The organism is Achromobacter sp. NPDC008082 (assembly GCF_042957345.1).
In the GTDB taxonomy this organism is placed as follows: domain Bacteria; phylum Pseudomonadota; class Gammaproteobacteria; order Burkholderiales; family Burkholderiaceae_B; genus Achromobacter; species Achromobacter kerstersii_A.
Map to the genome: position 1 here is coordinate 422875 of NZ_JBIBIB010000007.1, position 18234 is coordinate 441108.

Below are 18234 nucleotides of genomic sequence, written 5' to 3' on the forward strand. Positions count from 1 at the left end.
GTTCAGCCTTCATGCGTGAAAAAGAGGGTGGCAAGCGGAGGGAGCGTCAATGACAGGGACTGCGCGTGGCCGTGGGCGGACTCGGGTGCGGAGACGGCCGCGCCCTGGTTGCCTTGGCCCGTGCCGCCATACCAGCCGGCGTCGGTGTTCAGGGTTTCGGTCCAGCGGCCGGCCAGTGGCACGCCCACGCGGTAGCCGTGGCGGGCGACCGGCGTGAAGTTCGACACGGCCAACACCATCTGCGCGCCGCTGCGGCGCAGGAACGCGGCCACGCTGTTGTCGGCGTCGTCCATGACGACCCAGGCAAAGCCTTCGGGGTCGGCGTCCAGCGCGTGCAGGGCCGGGGTGTCGCGGTACAGCCGGTTCAGGTCAGCAACCAGGCGCTGCACGCCGTGGTGGCTGGCGTCGTCCAGCAGGTTCCAATCCAGCGTGGCGTCGTGGTTCCATTCAGCGGGCTGAGCCAGTTCGCCCCCCATGAACAGCAGCTTCTTGCCGGGGTGCGCCCACATGAAGCCCAGATACGCGCGCAGGTTCGCCAGCTTTGTGCCGTGATCCCCCGGCATCTTGTTCACGAGCGAGCCCTTGCCGTGCACCACTTCGTCATGCGACAGCGGCAGGATGAAGCGTTCGGAATACGCGTAGGCCATGCCGAAGGTGATGTCGTGGTGGTGATACTTGCGGTGCACCGGGTCTTCGTGCATGTAGCGCAGCGTGTCGTGCATCCAGCCCATGTTCCACTTGTAGTGAAACCCCAGCCCGCCGTCTTCGACGGGCGCGGTCACGCCCGGCCAGGCGGTGGATTCTTCGGCCACGACGATGGCGTCTGGCGCCTGCTTGCGGATGGTGGCGTTCAGTTCTTGCAGAAAGGCCACCGCTTCCAGGTTTTCACGGCCGCCGTATTGGTTGGGTATCCATTCACCCGGCTGGCGGCTGTAGTCGCGGTACAGCATCGACGCCACCGCATCCACGCGCAGCCCGTCGATGTGATAGCGGCGCAGCCAATGCATGGCGCTGGCGATCATGAAGGCTTTGACTTCCGTGCGGCCCAGGTTGTAGACCATGGTGTGCCAGTCGGGGTGATAGCCTTCGCGCGGGTCGGCGTATTCATACAGCGGCGTGCCGTCAAAGCGCGCCAGCCCGTGGGCGTCATCGGGGAAGTGCGCGGGAACCCAGTCCAGGATGACGCCGACGCCCACGGCGTGGCAGCGGTCCACGAAACGGGCGAAGGCGGCCGGCGGCCCAAAGCGGGCGGACGGTGCGAACAGACCAAGCGGCTGGTAGCCCCAGGAACCACCGAACGGATACTCCATGATCGGCATCAATTCGACATGCGAGAACCCCATGGCGTGCGCGTAAGCGGGCAGCTTGTCGGCCAGTTGGTCCCAGACGCAGCGTGCGCCGTCGGCCGCGATCCACGAACCGGCGTGCACCTCGTAGATGGAAATGGGAGATTGGGGCGCTTGGCGCGCACCGCGAGAAAGCATCCATGCATCGTCCGTCCAGGAATAGGGGGAGGGGTCGTCAACGATTGAGGCCGTGGCGGGCGCGGGCTGTGCGCGACGCGCCATCGGGTCGGCCTTGAGCAAGATTGCGCCGGTCGCGTCGGTGATGGCGAACTTGTAGCAATCGCCCGCCGCGACGCCCGGGATGAACAACTCCCACACGCCCGCCGCGTGGCGCAGCCGCATGGCGTGGCGGCGGCCGTCCCAGCTGTTGAAGTCGCCCACCACCGCCACGCGGCGCGCGTTGGGCGCCCACACGGCGCAGCGCAAGCCGGCCACACCATCCATGTCGCCCAGCCGCGCGCCCAAGGCATCGAGCGCGGCGTGCCAGTCGCCGCCTGCCAAGCCTTGCAGCGTGTCGTCGGACAGCAAGGGGCCAAAGGCGTAGGGGTCGGGGGTCAACTGTTCGGCGCCCGGCCATGAAATGGCCAATTGATAGGACGCGGGGTCGCCGGGGCGAGCACCGGGCGCCGCGCCCGTGTACAAGCCATGGGCTTGCTCGTGCAAGGCGGTACGCGCGCCATCGGGCCACACGACCGCCACGGCGGATGCGCCCGGCGCCAGCACGCGAACGGCGTCATCATGCGGGCCCAGCACCGAAAACGGATCGGCGTGCAGCCCCGCGGCCAGAGCGGCCAGCGTGGCCGCGTCAACCTGGCCGTCATAGCCGGCAGGGCGTTCCTGGGGCGGCGCCTTGGGCGGCACTGTCGGGGGCGACTTGGGTGACTTTGGCGACTTTGGCGGCGAGGCGCTGCGTTGGCGGTTCATCGTGATTGTTCCTCGTCGTGGATGGCCGCGTTCTGCATGATGAGCTCGCGCGCAAGCCCCGTCAGCGCGCACAGGGGGATGGAAATCCAATCCGGCCGATGGGCCGCTTCGTAGCTGACCTCGTAGGCGGCCTTTTCCAGCTGCGCCAGCTTGAGCAGCGCGCTTTCCCGATCGGCCGGCAAGGCAATGGCGGTGCTGGCGGCTTCTTGATAGCCCTGCAAAAAGGCCTCGGCCGCCCGGTGCCCGAAACGCGCCAGCAGCGCGTCGCGTAATTCCAGCGGCGCGCCGGCTGATGCGGACGAATCCGCCGGCCCCGCGTTCGCGTCGGTGGGTGCGCCGCCCAGCGGAGCGCCGCCCAGCGGATCGGCGCGCGCGATGGAGGCCGCCGCATAGTCGAACGAGCGCAGCATGCCCGCTACGTCCTTATAGGGCGTGAAGCGCAGCCGGCGCGATTCCATTGTCTGGATCGGTTCGCCTTCAAAATCAATCAGATACGCGTCCGTCTGCGCCACCAGCACCTGGCCCAGATGAAAGTCGCCATGCACGCGGATGAGCGGCGCCCCAGTCAGTGACTGCGCCATCTCGGTGACTTGCTTGATCAGCCGCGCGCGATGGTCGAAGAACCATTCGGCGCACGCATGCGACGGCGCTTCCAGCGTATCCAGCACGGCGCGCAGGTCGTCCGCCGCGCGGTCAAGCTGGGCGACGATGCGCGTGGCATGCTCGTCGGCGTCTTCCGTGGTGGCGGTGTGCACGGCAAACGTCTCGTCGTCGCTGGGTTGCGCCAGCACATTGTGCAGCTCGGCCAGACGGCGGCCGATGGTGGCCGCCACCACCGTATAGCCTTCCAGACTGGCTTCGAATTCGTCAGGCGTCGCGTTACCCAGCAAGGCGGCCCCCAGCGTGCGCTTCAGGTAATCCAGCGTCCACGTCCAGGCGTCGCCTTCGTTCGTCACAAAGGCGTGCAGCACGGCCAGCGTGTGCGGCACGCCTTCCGAATCCACCCGCAGCACTTCGCCCAGCAACGCCGGAATGTTGGCGTAGCCCGCGCGGGTCAGGTAGCGCGTCATTTCCACTTCCGGCGACACGCCCGGCCGCACATTACGCAGCAGTTTCAGAATGGCTTGTCCTCCGACAATGACGGAACTATTGGATTGTTCGCCGCTGATCCATTGCAGCGCAGGGTCGTCGCCCAAGTCCGTTTCAGCCAGCCCGGGTTCAGGCAGATAGCGGATGACGCCGGGCTTGTCGCCCGGCTTGCCGCCTTCGCGGCCATCCAGTTCGCCGCCTGCGCGCAAGGCGTCGACCACGCCCAGCACGAAGCCGGGTTGCAGGAAGGCGTCGGCCAGAATGCCGACCTCTGGCCCGCGGCGCACCCGCGCAATCGGGTACTGCACCTGGGCGGTTTCATCCCACACCAGCACGAAGGGCGCTTGGGCGCGCAGGCCGGCCACGCCATCTTCGGGTTCGATCTCGGCCCAATAGGCTTCGCCGCTGGCGGTGTGAAAGGGCGTGGCATACGCCAGCCGTGCGCGGGCGGGTGCGTGCTTGCCCGGGAACCAGCGCTGGCGCGCCAGGTATTCGGGCAGCACTTCATTTTCCAGCACCGCGCGCGACGCATCCGTCAGCGACGCGCCGCCGCGCGACTTCAGCACCAGCGTGGTCAGCTCGGGCATCTGGGCGGGGCCGCTGGCATGCCAATTCGGCGGCGCGGCGTTCAAGCTCAGGTCCATCCAGTAAAAGCCGTAAGGCGGCAGCGTCAGCAGATACGGCAATTCCCCAATGGCGGGAAACGGCGTGCCGCCCAGCATTTCCACCGGCACGCGGCCGTTGAAGGCCTGCAATTGCAGTTCGACAGGTTGCGCGGCGTTCGACAGATTGGCCACGCACAGAATCGTGGTGTCGTTCCATTGGCGCAGGTACGCCAGAATCTTGCGGTTGCCGGCCAGGATGAAGCGCAGCGTGCCGCGCCCGAAGGCGTGCGTCTGGCGGCGCTGCGCCAACATGCGGCGCGTCCAGTTCAAGAGCGAATGGGGGTCGCGCTGCTGCGCTTCCACGTTGACGGCCTCGTAGCCATACAGCGGCCCCATCAGCACGGGCAGCGGCAGGCGTTCGGGGTCGGCGCGCGAGAAGCCGCCGTTGCGGTCGGGCGACCATTGCATCGGCGTGCGCACGCCATCGCGGTCGCCCAGATGCACGTTGTCGCCCATGCCGAGCTCGTCGCCGTAGTACAGCACCGGCGTGCCGGGCATGGACAGCAACAGGCTGTTCATCAGCTCGACGCGGCGGCGGTCGCGCTCCAGCAGCGGGGCCAAACGGCGGCGGATGCCCAGGTTGATGCGGGCGCGCGGGTCCGCCGCGTACACGCTCCACAGATAGTCGCGTTCGCGGCTCGTCACCATTTCCAGCGTCAGCTCGTCGTGGTTGCGCAGGAAGATCGCCCATTGGCAGGTGGCCGGAATGTCGGGCGTCTGCCGGATGATGTCGGTAATGGGGAAGCGGTCTTCCTGCGCAATCGCCATGTACATGCGCGGCATCAGCGGAAAGTGGAACGACATATGGCATTCGTCGCCCGCACCGAAGTATTCCTGTGCGTCTTCCGGCCATTGGTTGGCTTCGGCCAGCAACAGGCGGCCGGGGTATTCGGCATCGATCACCGCGCGAATCTGCTTGAGCACCTGATGCGTTTCGGGCAGGTTCTCGTTGTTGGTGCCTTCGCGTTCCACCAGATACGGCACGGCGTCCAGCCGCAGCCCGTCCACGCCCATGTCCAGCCAATGGCGCATGACGGACAGCACTTCCTTTAACACCTGCGGGTTGTCGTAGTTCAGGTCGGGCTGATGGGAATAGAAGCGATGCCAGAAGTAGGCGTTGGCGACAGGGTCCCACGTCCAGTTGGATTTTTCCGTGTCGCAGAAGATGACGCGGGTGCCGGCGTAGGCCTTGTCGTTGTCGGACCACACGTAGAAATTGCGCGCGGCCGACCCCGGGCGCGAGGTGCGCGCCCGCTGAAACCAGCGATGCTGGTCCGACGTATGGTTCACCACCAGTTCGGTAATGACGCGCAAACCGCGCGCATGCGCCTCGCGGATCAGCTTGCGCACGTCGGCAACGGTGCCGTAGTCGGGGTGCACGCCGCGATAGTCCGCGATGTCGTAGCCATCGTCACGCCGGGGCGACGGGTAGAACGGCAGCAGCCAGATCGTGTTCACGCCCAGACTGGCGATGTAGTCCAGCTTCATGATCAGGCCAGGCACGTCGCCTACGCCGTCGTCATTGGAGTCAAAGAACGACTTCACATGCAGCTGGTAAATGACGGCGTCCTTGTACCAAAGGCTGTCGTCTTTGAGCGGTTGGGTTTCACTGATCATGGGTATGGGCTCCGGGCGGCGTCAGCCATTAAGCGACAGCCGCCAGATGCGATAGGGTTGATCGGGGGACAAGGTCACCGCGCGCGTCGCATCGCGCCAGGTGTCGCGGGTGTCCGTCAGCAAGTCTTCGGCTTCCAGGTGATCGGGGCGGGTTGCACGGGCTTCTGCGCCGGGGGTTGCGCCGGAGCTTGCGCCGGGACTCACGTCAAACAGCCAGAAAGGCGTTTCCACGTAGGCGGTCTGCGGGTGGAACGGGTCTAGCGAAATCACCGTCAGCACCACATTGCCCAGCCCCGGCGTGGCTTTCACAAAGGCCAGCACGCGGTCGTTGCCACTGGCCATCGCCGTCAGCCCACGATGGGTTTGCAGCGCGGGGTTGGCATGGCGGATGTGATTCAGGCGCGTGATCTCGGCGCGGATGTTGCCGGGCTGATGCCAGTCGCGCGGGCGCAGTTCGTACTTTTCGGAATCGAGGTATTCCTCCTTGCCTGGCACCGGCGCGGCTTCGCAGAGTTCGAAACCGCTGTACAAGCCCCATAACCCCGACCCCATCGCCGCCAGCGCCGCACGAATCAAGAAGCCCGGCCGGCCCGAGGTCTGCAAGAACACGGGGTTGATGTCGGGCGTGTTCACAAAGAAATGCGGACGGAAGAAGTCGGCCGGCGGCGGCTGCGAAATCTCTTCCAGATAGGCTTGGAGCTCGGCGCGCTCATTGCGCCACGTGAAGTAGGTGTACGACTGCGTGAACCCCACCTTGGCCAGCCGGTACATCATCTTGGGCCGCGTGAACGCTTCAGACAGGAACAGCACATCGGGGTGCTGCCCATGCACTTCGGCGATCAGCCATTGCCAGAAGGGCAGCGGCTTGGTGTGCGGGTTGTCTACGCGGAAAATGCGCACACCTTGGTCCACCCAGAACAGCACCACGTCGCGCAGCGCGCGCCACAGCGCCAGCTTGCGGGCGCGGCGGGGCGGCGAACCATAGAACGAAACATTCACGATGTCCTGATACTTCTTCGGCGGGTTCTCGGCATAGCGCAACGAGCCATCGGGCCGCCAAGAAAACCAGTCGGGGTGTTCGGCCAGCCAGGGGTGGTCGGGCGAACACTGGATGGCGAAGTCCAGCGCCATCTCCATTCCGTGGTCTTCGGCCGCGCGCACCAAGCGCAGAAAGTCCTGCAAACTGCCCAGCTTGGGCTCAATCGCGTCGTGCCCGCCATCGGCAGAACCAATGGCGTAGGGGCTGCCCACATCGTCCGGGCCGGCAATCAGACTATTGTTCGGCCCCTTGCGGTTGCGCAGGCCGATGGGATGGATGGGCGGCAGGTACAGCACGTCAAAGCCCATTTCGCGGATGTCGGGCAAGCGCTCAATGACGTCATCAAAGGTGCCGTGGCGGCCGGGTTCGCGCGCCTGCGAACGCGGGAACAGCTCGTACCAGGCGCTGTGGCAGGCTTCGGGGCGGTCCACCCAAACGGGGAACGGCTCGGGCGTGACAGATTCGAACGGGTGCGCGTCCAGCTCGCGCATGGCGCGGGCCAGTTCGGGGCTGAGCAAGAGGGCGATCTGCTCGTCGGTGGGCGGCGTGTCGTCCAACGTGATGGCGGTTTTGGCGTTGGGCTTGGCCTGGGGCAGCGCGGCCAACGCGTGCTTGATGACCGCTACGCTGCCTTCAACACCCGAACCCTTGCCCGCACGCTTTTCGGCTTCGTGCAGCAGCAAGACGCCTTCAACCACCTCCAGGCGCACGTCCACGCCTGCGTGATGTTTCACTTCGATGTCATGGCGATAGGTTTCCCAGGCGTCGAACCATGCCGCCACCTGAAACTCATGCGGGCCGATGCGGCGCGGCCGAAAGCTGGCTTGCCAGCGGTCATTGTTAACCAGCGCCAGCGGCGCATAGCGCCAGCCGGCTTCGTCGGTTGCGCGCCAACGCAGTTCGCCCGCGATACGGTCGTGGCCGTCCATCAGCAGGTCGGCCTGCACTACGACGCGTTCATGCACCACGCACTTGATGGGCAGGGCGCCGTCATTGACGGCGGGCGACACATTTTCGATTGCGATGCGCAGGCCGGCGCCACCCTCGGTACGCGGGCCGGGATGGCGCGAGGCCTCGCGCACCGGCGGCATGGGGTTAATGACCAGCAGCGCGCAATCGGCCGCGGGCAGCGTGGCGCGGTCGAGCGCAGGCGCGTCGGTCTCGTGCTGCGGCTGAATGTCGCCGGGCGGCAAGCTGGGCGCGGCGGCGTCCCAATCGATATGGGCGGGGGCGGTGGCCGATGGGTTGAGCGCCAGAATGCCGGTTGCGCCGGTTGTGCTGCCTGCGCTGCTTACGCCGGTTGTGCCGCTTACACCGCTTGAGGCATCACGCAAGATCAGCGTCGCGCGGCCGTCGCGTCCGCCCAGCAAGCGGGGCAATGACGCGGGCGGGTCGGTTTCGGCCAGCCAGCGGTTGACGCCGGAAGCATCGGCCAGCGCGTCGATGTCGGATTCATTGGCCATCCAGCCTGCCGCCGTAAACGCGGCGGCCCAGGCGCGGCGGCGGTCGGCGGGCGTGCCCGGGCCGCCATCCAGCGGCGACGCGCTGGCCAGAAATGGACCCAGACGGCTCAGCCGGCGCGCCTCGTCGGCCAGCCACGCAGCCTTGTAGTCCCACCACGCCAGCGACGAAAACCCTGCGTCAAAGCCCGCGCCGGCCAAGGCGGCCACCTGCTCGGGGGTCAAGCCCGGCGTCCACACCAGGCAGCGTGCCGGCGTGTCCCGTTCACGCAGCGGGGCCAGTAGGTGTTGCCACGTTGCGGCGGGCAGGCATTGCGGCGCTTCGAACAAAAATCCCGACACGCCCGCATCGGCCCAGCCGTTCAGGCGGCGCGACCACGCCTCTGCAAAGGCGTCCGGCGGCGGCGCGTGCAGCGTCTTTACGCCCCATTCGCGGCTGGGCAAGCGCGGGTCGCGCGCCGGGTCGTCGGCGCGGGCGTGATACCAACCGGATGGCGCGGTCGAGGCGGCGGCGTGCACCGACACCCGATCAAATGCCACACGCACCATCAGCGCCAGCCCGTGCGCCGACGCGGCGCGCGCCAGCCGCGCGTAGGTGTCGACGATAGGTTCCGTGCCGCTTCCCGTCGGGCTCAAGTCGGCATCAACCGGCGCCAGCGTTTGCGCATCCGCCGCTTGCAACCAGGGCGGCGGAATCAGCACGGCGTTGAATCCCGCCTGCTGAATGCGCGCCAGCCGGGCGTCGGGCGTGGGGCTGCCGCCTGCGCGGCCATTCGCGTCGCCATCCGGGTCGGTATCCCGGCCAGCGGCGGCGCCAGGTAAGCGCGCAAAGCCCTGTTGCGCATGGCAGATGCGCAACAGGGCGGGCGTGGGAAGGTGGGGGCGGATAGCCATGCGGGGTTTGCCTTTTGGTTTCGCCTTCGGGTTTGTCTTAGACCGGCATCATCGAGCCCCGCGCCTGACGGGGGCGCCGGTTGCGGTCAGGTTCCGCTGCCGGCGTGACGGCAACGGCGGCTCGGCCTTGGTCTTCGCCGGGTATCGAGCTTTGTTCTTGGGCGTCTTCGGTGGATGCCAGGGACGCCAGCAGTTCCTCATACGCCCCGACAGCGCGTTGCCAGCTGAAGTCGGTGCTCATGGCGTTGCGCTGCATCGCGCGCCACAGCATCGGATGCTTGCGCAGGTGCATGGCGCGCGACAGCGCGTTGGCCATGGCGTCGGCGTGGTCGCCGTCAAACAGCAAGCCGTTGGCAAACGCCATGGCGGTCAGCGGGGTGTCGGCGCCCGGGTCTTCGATGGTGTCGGCCATGCCGCCCACGCGCGAGCCGATCGGCACGGTGCCATAGCGCATGGCGTAAAGCGGCGTCAGGCCAAAGGGTTCAAAGCGGCTGCCGTGCAGCAGAATGTCGCCGCCCGCATGCAGGCGGTGTGCGCCCGCTTCGTTGTAGCCAATGCGGGTGGCGCAGCGCTGCGGGTACTGCACCGCTAGCGCCTTCAGCGCGTTTTCCAGACGGCGGTCGCCCTGGCCAAGAATGGCGACCTGCATGTCGGGATGCGTTTCCAGCACGCGTGGCAAGGCTTCGGCGGCGACGTCCGCCATTTTCTGTTCGGTCAAGCGGCTGCCCATCACGACAAGCGTTGCGTTCGGGTCTTGCAGCAAGCCGAATTCGCGTTGCAGCACCGCCTTGCACAGGCGCTTGTTCGCCAGGTCGCCCGAGTGGTATTGGAGCGAGCCCAGGTGCCGGTCGCGCGACGGGTCCCACAGCGCGGTGTCGATACCGTTCGGGATGCCCATCAGGTCGGGCGCGCGTTCTCGCAACAAACCGTCCAGGCCGCAGCCGAAGGCGGGCGTCAGGATTTCGCGGGCATAGGTGTGGCTGACGGTGGTGACCCGGTCGGCGTACCCGATACCCGCCTTCATGAAGTTGAGCTTGTCCCAGGCGACGGTCGCGTGTTCGCCGCGGCACGCCGGGGGGATGCCAAACGCGGCGGCATCTTCCAGCGGGAATTGCCCTTGGAACGCCAGGTTGTGAATGGTCAGCACGCTCTTGACGTCGGTAATACCGGCTTCACGTATCAACATGGGCGCCAGGGCCGCGTGCCAATCGTGCGCGTGCACCACGTCGGGGCGCGGCAGGCCGGGCAAGCCACGCGCGATGCGCACGGCGGCGTGCGACAGGGCGGCATAGCGCAGGCCGTTGTCGGGGTGTTCCTGGCCCTCGTCATCCACATACAGGCCGGCGCGGTCATAGAGCTCGTCGTTTTCCAGCAGCAGGAACGGCAGCTCGGAGGTCGGGCAGACGCCGGCGAGCAAGCGCGCGTCGCCACCAGGCAAATCTTCCAGCCGCGCGACTTCATGCGCGCTATCCAGCCGCTTGGCCACGCCGCGGTAGGCGGGCAGCAGGATGGTTGCGGGAACGCCGCGTTGGATCAACGCACGCGCCATGCCGGTGATGGCGTCGCCCAGACCGCCCGTCTTCGCCAAGGGGAACGCTTCGGCTGCCACTATGAGTATCGTCGTCGCCATGCTTCTTGCTCCGGGGAAAGTCGGAAGGCCGCTGAAAAAGGGGGCCCGATTCCGTAAGTCTTCTAATGCGCAAGTGACGTGCCTGAGCCGATCAGGTGAAACCCTGCGGGGCGGCGGGGCGGGAGAGGCGTCGTTGTTGCTGGTGTTTGTAAATTTGGGAGCAGCGCAGCATTCAGGGGTGGGGGGTTGGCGCGGCAGCGCGCAGGCATGGGGATTGCGGCGTCGGCGGATCTTGTCCGCAACTACCGTCCGCAACCACGGTCGGCAACTACCAAGGAGCCCCAACTTGAAAACTGTTTCCGACTTTGTCCTGGCCCGCTTGGGCGAATGGGGCGTGCAACGCGTGTTCGGCTATCCCGGCGACGGGATCAATGGGCTGATTGGCGCGTTCGGCAAGAACAAGGAGCTGGAGTTTGTCCAGGCGCGTCACGAAGAGGGCGCGGCGTTCATGGCCTCCGCGCATGCCAAGTTCACCGGCCAGGTCGGCGTTTGCCTGGCCACCTCCGGCCCCGGCGCCATCCATCTGCTCAATGGCCTGTACGACGCCAAGCTTGACCACCAGCCCGTCGTGGCCATCGTCGGCCAGCAGGCGCGCAGCGCCCTGGGCGGCGATTATCAGCAGGAGGTGGACCTGGTCAGCCTCTTCAAAGACGTGGCGCATGACTTCGTGCACATGGTGACGTCCCCCGTACAGGCGCGCCACATGGTTGACCGCGCCATGCGTATCGCCATGGAACGCCGGGGCGTGACCTGCCTGATTTTCCCCAACGACGTGCAAGACCTGGAAGCCGTGGAAGTGCCCCCGCGCGAACATGGCACGGTGCACACCGGTATCGGCCTGACCTCGCATGCCGCCGTGCCGCCCGAAGCGGCGCTGGACAATGCGGCGTCCATTCTGAACCAGGGAGAACGCGTGGCGATGCTGGTGGGGGCAGGTGCGCTGGAGGCCTCGGACGAGGTGCGCGCCGTGGCCGAACGGCTGGGCGCGGGCGTAGCCAAGGCCTTGCTGGGCAAAGCCGTGCTGCCTGACGAGCTGCCGTATGTGACGGGCGCCATCGGCCTGCTGGGCACGCAGCCGAGCTGGGAAATGATGAACGAGTGCGACACCTTGCTGATGGTGGGTACGTCTTTCCCGTACGCGGAATTTTTACCTAAGGAAGGGCAGGCGCGAGCGGTGCAGATCGATATCGATGGCCGCAGGCTTAGCTTGCGTTATCCGGTAGAGGCCGGGCTGGTCGGCGATGCGCGCCTGACCTTGCAAGCCTTGTTGCCGAAACTGCAAGCCAAGCCTGCCGACCGGTGGCTGAAAGGCATCGAAAAAAAGGTCGCGCGCTGGCGCGAAACCGTGGTGTCGCGCGCCATGGTCGAGGCCAAGGGCGTGAACCCGCAGCGGCCGTTTCTGGAACTGTCGCGCCGCCTGCCGCCGCAGTGCATCGTCACCTGCGATTCCGGGTCGTCGGCCAATTGGTATGCGCGCGACGTGCATCTGCGCCAAGGCATGATGGGCTCGGTCTCGGGCGGGCTGGCCAGCATGGGGTGCGGCGTGCCTTACGCGTTGGCGGCCAAGCTTGCCCACCCCGGGCGGCCGGTGGTGGCGCTGGTGGGCGATGGCGCCATGCAGATGCTGGGCATCAATGAACTGATCACGATTGCGCACCGCTGGAAAGATTGGGCCAACCCGACCCTGGTGGTGCTGGTGCTGAACAATGGCGATTTGAACCTGGTGACGTGGGAACAACGCGTCATGGGCGCCGACCCGCGCTTTGGGGATTCGCAGTGGCTGCCCAAATTTTCCTATGCGGACTACGGACGCATGCTGGGTCTGGAAGGCATCCGCGTCACTGAACCCGATGAGGTCGGCCCCGCGTGGGATCGCGCGCTGTCGGCCGACCGGCCCGTGGTGCTGGAAGTCGTGACCGACCCCGAGGTGCCGCCCATGCCGCCACATATTTCGGGCAAGCAATTCGCGGCCTACATGACCGCGCTGCGCAAAGAAGACGCCGCCACCGGGGCGGCCGCACTACGCGCCACGATCAAGCAATGGTGGGCCAGTTAAGCCCACGCAGATGCCGCGCGCCGTGTGGCACGGCGCTTGCGGATAAGACGATTCCTACCACCACAACGCAGGGCATTTGCCCGGCAAAGGAGATAGACCATGGAAAACCAGACCAATATCGTGGGCGGCCCCAAGAGCAATCCTGGCGGCCCTGGCCCGCAGGTCATGGCGGCGGATACGCTGGAAGGCAATGACGTCTACAACTCGGCGGGTGAAGAGTTGGGCTCGATCAAGGACATCATGATCGACGTGCCGCGCGGCCGGGTGGCCTATGCGGTGCTGTCGCGCGGCGGTGTGCTGGGCATTGGCGACAAGCTGTTCGCCATTCCCTGGGCCGCGTTGACGCTGGACACGGACCGCAAGTGCTTCGTGTTGAATGTCGACAAGGAAACGCTGAAGAACGCGCCGGGCTTTGACAAGGACAACTGGCCGGCCATGGCTGACGAGACGTGGGCGCGCGACCTGCATACGTACTACAAGCAGGACATCTATTGGTAAGACCGGACGCCCGGACGCAGGTCCGGGCATCGCGTCACGGCACCGGGCGCGGGTCTCCCATCCGCGCGCCGGTCACCATTTCGGTTACCCAGTTCACCAGAATGGATGTGTACGCGCGCTGCGCGGATTTTTCCGTCAGCGCGTGGTCGGCGCCGTCCAGAATGCGATGCGTGAGCGAATGCGAACGGCGGAAGGCCGAACGGTAGCTCATGATCGTGGAGTGCGGGATGAAGGTGTCGTGTTCCGCCTCGACAATCAGCACGTCCCCGCCAAAATCCGCGCAGGCTTTCAACGCGCGATTGGACTCCGGCGGCACATAGCTATTGCGGTAGGCGCGCAAGGTGTCGCGGTTCAGCTGGTTCTTGGGCAGCAGCCATTCATCATCCAGGTACAGCGCCGGCACATGCAGCGCCAGCCAGCGCACCCGCCGCACATTGCTGAGCAACGCGGCCAGATACCCGCCATAGCTGCTGCCCACCACCGCCACGGAACCCGAATCCAAGGACGGATGCGACGCCAGGCGGTCATAGGCCGCCACCACATCGCGCAGGTTGTCTTCGCGGGTGACTTGCATCTGCTGTTCGCGGGTCGCGGCGTGGCCGCGCAGGTCGAAGGTCAGGCATACGCATCCCAAGGCGGCAATGCCCTTGGCGCGCGACAAATCAAATTCCTGGCTGCCGCCCCAACCGTGGATGAACAACACGCCCGGGACTTTGTCTTCGGGCGTCAGGAAGGTGCCGGCGAGCGACTGGCCGTCAACCTCCAAGGCGATGGGGTCACTATGCGCCGCCATCGGCATCCTCCAGTACGCCGCCCGACTTGCTGATATGGCCCACGGCGGAATCCACGCCATGAAAGACCAGATGCTGCGGGATGGGGCGAGGCGCGTCTTCGCCGTAGCGTTCCCGGGTGGCGGCGCGCACCGACGCCATGGAAGGCGACAAGGCAAACGCCTGCATGGCGGCCAGTTCGGCCAGGCTGGCGCCGCCCGCACGCCAGGATTGTTCAAGCACCCCGGCTCGCGCTTGGCCGGATGCGCCCACGCCAAACGCCACGTCGTAATTGCGGCGCGAGGCGAACAGTTGCGGGTAGGCGGTGGACACCGCCGTGTCGTATTGGCAGGCCATGGCGACGGCCTGGCGTTCGTGTTCGCTTAAGTCCAGCGCGCGCAAGGCGTCGAACCCGCCGCGCGCCAGGCGCAATTCCGAGCCGCCATAGACCGACACGCCCTGGTTGTCGGGCGTGAGCGACTGCGTGCCCACATAGGCAATTTCCATTTTTCCTACCCGCGCCCAGCCGACGCTGTAGGTGACGACCTCTTTCAAGTCTTCTTCCAGCACCAGCCCCAGCCGGCGCATGACGGCGGCGGATTGCTCGGCCAGCCCCGCCCGTAATTCGTCGGCGTTGCGCACCACCACCTGCCCGCGTCCGGCGTTGGCGTCAACAGGCTTGATCCGTAGCGGCCCGTGCTTCAGCAGCGCCATCCCGGCGGCTTCGGCGTCCTGCGGGGTAAAGGCCGTGTAACCCGCCAGCACCACGTCACGCAGCGCATCGGCCAGGCTGGCGACCCAGGCTTTGGGCGCCTTGGCCTGCGGCCCGATCAGCCCATGGGTGATGGCCTTGCCCGCCACGAAGGAATGCGGGGCCACGCCGCCGTACAGGTCCGCCGCCCGCGTAATGCCCAGGCGGCCGGCGCGCGCTACCCCAATGATGGTGCGGTCAGGCACGTAATAGGGCGGGGGCTCGCCTCGGTGGCGGCTGGGCCGGAAGTGGGGGTCGAAACGGCGGCCCAGCAAGGCGGCCAGCCGGGAGGCCAGCGCTTCTTGCGACGCAATCTCGTGCTCCGACGCGGTGGCGCGGCGCGGGTAGGCGACGACAAGATCGGAGACGGAGGGGGGCGGTTTGGGTGTCATAGGGACGGGATCAGCAAAGGGCGTGCCTGGGTGGGGGGCGTAGTCATTCGGGCCTCATAATTGCGGTTTCTGCTGCCCCGGCAAGGGCGTGCCGGGCGCTTGCCGCTTGCGCCACGCGATACCGGCTTCAATCAGCGGAAAGGCAATCAAGGCCAGACACAGCGGGGCCAGCGCATAGCAGGCACGGTAGGCCAGCGCCGCACCCAGTGCTTCCGAGTACGGGATCTTGGGCGCCAGCACGGCCACAAAGATGGCTTCGGTGGTGCCCAGCCCGCCCGGCACGCGCGTCAGCACCGCCGCAAAGCTCGAACACAGCAAGATGCCCAGCACCACGGGATAGGGCGCCTTGCCTTGCAGCAGCACATACGCCACCGCGCCCATGAATAGCCACGACAGGCCGGCCGTGACGCATTGCATGACGGCCATGCGGCCGCCCGGCAATGAGATGTGTTCGCCCATCAACGTGGCTGATCGTGTGGTTGCTCGGGCGCACGCCCAGACATAAGCGATGCCCGCCGCAAGCATCCCTGCGCCGATCAGCCGCAACACGCCTGTCCCGACTTCCCAGCCTGCGGGCACAGGCAGCGCGCCGCTGACAAACACCGCGCCCGCCACCCAGGCGTAGCCGATCCAGTTGGAGGCCGCCGAGAACACGGCCACCCGTGTGGCCAGGGCTTTGCGGCAACCCAAGCGGGCATACAGACGCAAGCGTGCGCCCAGGCCGCCCAGCAGCACGCCCAGACTTTGGTTCAGCGCATAGCTGACAACCGCCACGCCCAGCACCGTCGGCCAGGGCAGCTTGTGCTTCGTGTAGCGGCGCGCCAGCAGGTCCAGCGCGCCATAGCTCAGGTAGCCCAACACGACAAAGCCCCCGGCCATCAGGATGGCGTCGCCGGGAATGCGGCGCATGGATTGCCACACTTGCGGCCAATCAACCGACCGGCCGAAGTAGAACAGCAGGCCCGACACCACGGCCAGAATCAGCCAGGGCAGCACCTTTTTGATGCGCGGCCAGCGGTGGCGCATCGATCGCATGAAGTTTGTGCGGTAGACCCTCATGCGGCCTCGCCTTCACCCGGCGTACCGGGCGCAATGGTGCGCAAGCGGGGCTTGTGGGCCGGCAAAGAACCCGCCCACGCCGGAAAGCGCCGCAGAAAGTGGAACACCACCACCCCGATCCAGAAGCGGCGCAGCGCCCACTTGGGTTGCGGTTTGACGGGTACGGGCTTGCAGTCATGCGCGATCAGGTGTTCCAGGCTGGCTCGCAGCGCCTGGTTCAACGATGCGTCACGGGCGACCACGTTCGCTTCCAGGTTCAGGGCCAGGCTCAAGGGGTCCAGGTTGCTGGAACCCACGGTGGACCAGTCGTCATCCACCACGGCCACCTTGCCGTGCAACGGGCGCTTGCAATATTCATGGATCTCGACGCCCGCGCTCATCAGGTAGTCGTAGAGCATGGTGCCGGCCAGGCGGGCCACCGGCATGTCCGGCTCGCCCTGAAGCAGGAGACGCACGCGCACGCCGCGCCGCGCGGCCTTGGCCAGCTCTCGCAGCAGGCGGTAGCCGGGAAAGAAGTAGGCGTTGGCGATCAGCACATCCTGTTTGGCCGAACGCAGGCCGGCGCGGTAGTAGCGTTCAATGTCGGTGGTGTGTTCGATGTTGTCGCGCACCACCAGCCGGCCGCCGCCGTCGCCTTCGGGCATGGAGTCTTTCGGGGTGCGCCGCCACCGGCGCGGGCGGGGGCGGTCCAGTGCGGCACGCGCGTAGTCGGCGATATCCACGGCAAGCGGCCCCTCTATGCGTATGGCGTAGTCCTGCTTGGCCTCGGGACCGAAGTCCGGCAGGTGGTCCGCCGAATAGTTGATGCCGCCCACAAAGGCGCACACGCCATCCACCGCCACAATCTTGCGGTGCATGCGGCGGAACACGTTGGTGCGCACGCCCAAGAGCCGTGGGCGCGGATCAAATATGTGCACGCGCACGCCGCTGTCCGTCATGGCGCCGATGAATTCAGGAGTCAGCTCGTCCGAGCCGTAGCCGTCCACCAGCAGGTCGACGCTGACCCCGCGCCGGGCGGCCGCAATCAGCGTCTGCTGCAATGCCTGGCCGACTTTGTCGTCAAACAGAATGAAGGTTTCAACCAGCACTTCTTTCTGCGCGCCATCAATGGCGCGGTTCACGGCGGGAAAATACGCCTCGCCATTTTCCAGCAGCGTGTAGCGGTTGCCTTCGCGCCATCCCAGGTTCACGGTATTCATAGCGCAATCTCCGCCGAGATCGGCACATGGTCCGATAGCCGCGACCACACCCGCGAGGCCAGCGGGACCGGCCGCCAGTCGCGCACGTTGCGCACGTAGATGCGGTCAAGCCGCAAGAGCGGCCAGCGGGCGGGAAAGGTGCGGGCGGGGCGGCCCAGCCGCGTCGTGAAGACCTCCTGCGTGCCGCAGCCGCGCATCAGGCGGTCGGCATTCAGGCGCCAGTCGTTGAAGTCGCCCGCAATCAACAGGGGCTCGCCGTCAGGCACTTCGCGCGCAACCAGTTCGCACAGATCGTTCAACTGCTGCCCGCGATGGCGTTCCAGCAAGCCCAGATGCACGCAAATGGCGTGGACGGGCGTGGCGTACTCCGGGATGCGCAGCACGCAATGCAGCAGGCCCCGGCCTTCGTGGCCGTCGACGCTCACGTCATGGTTTTCATAGCGCTCGATGGGGTAGCGCGACAGGATCGCGTTGCCGTGATGCCCGGCCGGATACACCGCATTGCGGCCGTAGGCAAAGTCCGTCCACAGGGTGTCGGCCAGAAACTCGTACTGCGACAAGGCAGGCCAGGCATGGGGATGCCGTTCGGCGTGCGTCTGGTGCTCGCCCAGCACCTCTTGCAGGAACACCACATCCGGCGCTGCGGTGCGCAAGGCTTCACGCAGGTCGTGCAGCATGAAACGCCGGTTGAAGCTGGTGAATCCTTTATGGGTGTTGACGGTCAGCACCGTCAACGTCCGTGGGGAATCGTCGTTGGGGGCGGGCATGAACTCTCCGGGCGTGGAAAATTCCGCTCGTCCGCAAGTATCGTGCCTGGAATGCGGCTACGCCCGGGGAGCGCCCGG

The 18234-nt window shown here is 66.5% G+C and carries 11 protein-coding genes; 2 read left to right on the top strand and 9 right to left on the bottom strand.

Features of this window, described 5'->3' with window-relative positions; all coding sequences use genetic code 11:
- Window positions 1-2: 2 nt before the first annotated feature.
- The 4 genes from glgB to glgA are packed head-to-tail and all read right to left on the bottom strand — an operon-like array spanning window position 3 to window position 10664.
- Window positions 3-2270: a 1,4-alpha-glucan branching protein GlgB gene (gene glgB, locus ACFZAI_RS28075; protein ID WP_391570118.1), complete on the bottom strand. Its 2268-nt coding sequence runs from the start codon at window positions 2268-2270 to the stop codon at window positions 3-5.
- Window positions 2267-5641, bottom strand: a complete 3375-nt coding sequence (treS, locus tag ACFZAI_RS28080; protein ID WP_391570120.1) for a maltose alpha-D-glucosyltransferase — start codon at window positions 5639-5641, stop codon at window positions 2267-2269. Before treS ends, glgB begins: the two co-directional genes overlap by 4 nt.
- 21 nt (window positions 5642-5662) lie before the next feature.
- A complete protein-coding gene (locus tag ACFZAI_RS28085) occupies window positions 5663-9034 on the bottom strand; it encodes a maltotransferase domain-containing protein (protein ID WP_391570121.1) in 3372 nt (1123 codons plus the stop codon).
- Window positions 9035-9071: 37 nt separating this feature from the next.
- Complete coding sequence (gene glgA, locus ACFZAI_RS28090) at window positions 9072-10664, bottom strand: glycogen synthase GlgA (RefSeq protein ID WP_391570123.1); 1593 nt, start codon at window positions 10662-10664, stop codon at window positions 9072-9074.
- Between the two features lie 286 nt (window positions 10665-10950).
- On the opposite strand from glgA, the gene ACFZAI_RS28095 reads away from it, so the two are divergent.
- Window positions 10951-12720: a thiamine pyrophosphate-requiring protein gene (locus ACFZAI_RS28095; protein WP_391570124.1), complete on the top strand. Its 1770-nt coding sequence runs from the start codon at window positions 10951-10953 to the stop codon at window positions 12718-12720.
- Between the two features lie 99 nt (window positions 12721-12819).
- Window positions 12820-13218 (top strand): PRC-barrel domain-containing protein, encoded by a 399-nt coding sequence (locus ACFZAI_RS28100; RefSeq protein ID WP_391570125.1) that lies wholly within the window; start codon window positions 12820-12822, stop codon window positions 13216-13218.
- A 34-nt stretch (window positions 13219-13252) separates the two neighbouring features.
- Here the strand turns inward: ACFZAI_RS28100 and ACFZAI_RS28105 are convergent, their stop codons facing one another.
- The 5 genes from ACFZAI_RS28105 to ACFZAI_RS28125 are packed head-to-tail and all read right to left on the bottom strand — an operon-like array spanning window position 13253 to window position 18156.
- Complete coding sequence (locus tag ACFZAI_RS28105) at window positions 13253-14011, bottom strand: alpha/beta hydrolase family protein (RefSeq protein WP_391570127.1); 759 nt, start codon at window positions 14009-14011, stop codon at window positions 13253-13255.
- Complete coding sequence (locus ACFZAI_RS28110) at window positions 13998-15131, bottom strand: DUF3182 family protein (RefSeq protein ID WP_391570128.1); 1134 nt, start codon at window positions 15129-15131, stop codon at window positions 13998-14000. The genes ACFZAI_RS28105 and ACFZAI_RS28110 overlap by 14 nt, the downstream gene beginning before the upstream one ends.
- Before the next feature lie 54 nt (window positions 15132-15185).
- Complete coding sequence (locus ACFZAI_RS28115; protein ID WP_391570129.1) at window positions 15186-16190, bottom strand: lysylphosphatidylglycerol synthase domain-containing protein; 1005 nt, start codon at window positions 16188-16190, stop codon at window positions 15186-15188.
- Window positions 16187-17389: a cardiolipin synthase ClsB gene (gene clsB / locus ACFZAI_RS28120; protein ID WP_391570130.1), complete on the bottom strand. Its 1203-nt coding sequence runs from the start codon at window positions 17387-17389 to the stop codon at window positions 16187-16189. The genes ACFZAI_RS28115 and clsB overlap by 4 nt, the downstream gene beginning before the upstream one ends.
- A complete protein-coding gene (locus tag ACFZAI_RS28125) occupies window positions 17386-18156 on the bottom strand; it encodes an endonuclease/exonuclease/phosphatase family protein (RefSeq protein WP_391570131.1) in 771 nt (256 codons plus the stop codon). The genes clsB and ACFZAI_RS28125 overlap by 4 nt, the downstream gene beginning before the upstream one ends.
- Between the last annotated feature and the right edge of the window lie 78 nt (window positions 18157-18234).

What these genes read in the sequence shown, in the direction of transcription:
- glgB (WP_391570118.1), bottom strand. Translation starts at nt 2,270, where the DNA reads ATGAACCGCCAACGCAGCGCCTCGCCGCCAAAGTCGCCAAAGTCACCC.
- treS (WP_391570120.1), bottom strand. Translation starts at nt 5,641, where the DNA reads ATGATCAGTGAAACCCAACCGCTCAAAGACGACAGCCTTTGGTACAAG.
- ACFZAI_RS28085 (WP_391570121.1), bottom strand. Translation starts at nt 9,034, where the DNA reads ATGGCTATCCGCCCCCACCTTCCCACGCCCGCCCTGTTGCGCATCTGC.
- glgA (WP_391570123.1), bottom strand. Translation starts at nt 10,664, where the DNA reads ATGGCGACGACGATACTCATAGTGGCAGCCGAAGCGTTCCCCTTGGCG.
- ACFZAI_RS28100 (WP_391570125.1), top strand. Translation starts at nt 12,820, where the DNA reads ATGGAAAACCAGACCAATATCGTGGGCGGCCCCAAGAGCAATCCTGGC.
- ACFZAI_RS28105 (WP_391570127.1), bottom strand. Translation starts at nt 14,011, where the DNA reads ATGGCGGCGCATAGTGACCCCATCGCCTTGGAGGTTGACGGCCAGTCG.
- ACFZAI_RS28110 (WP_391570128.1), bottom strand. Translation starts at nt 15,131, where the DNA reads ATGACACCCAAACCGCCCCCCTCCGTCTCCGATCTTGTCGTCGCCTAC.
- ACFZAI_RS28115 (WP_391570129.1), bottom strand. Translation starts at nt 16,190, where the DNA reads ATGAGGGTCTACCGCACAAACTTCATGCGATCGATGCGCCACCGCTGG.
- clsB (WP_391570130.1), bottom strand. Translation starts at nt 17,389, where the DNA reads ATGAATACCGTGAACCTGGGATGGCGCGAAGGCAACCGCTACACGCTG.
- ACFZAI_RS28125 (WP_391570131.1), bottom strand. Translation starts at nt 18,156, where the DNA reads ATGCCCGCCCCCAACGACGATTCCCCACGGACGTTGACGGTGCTGACC.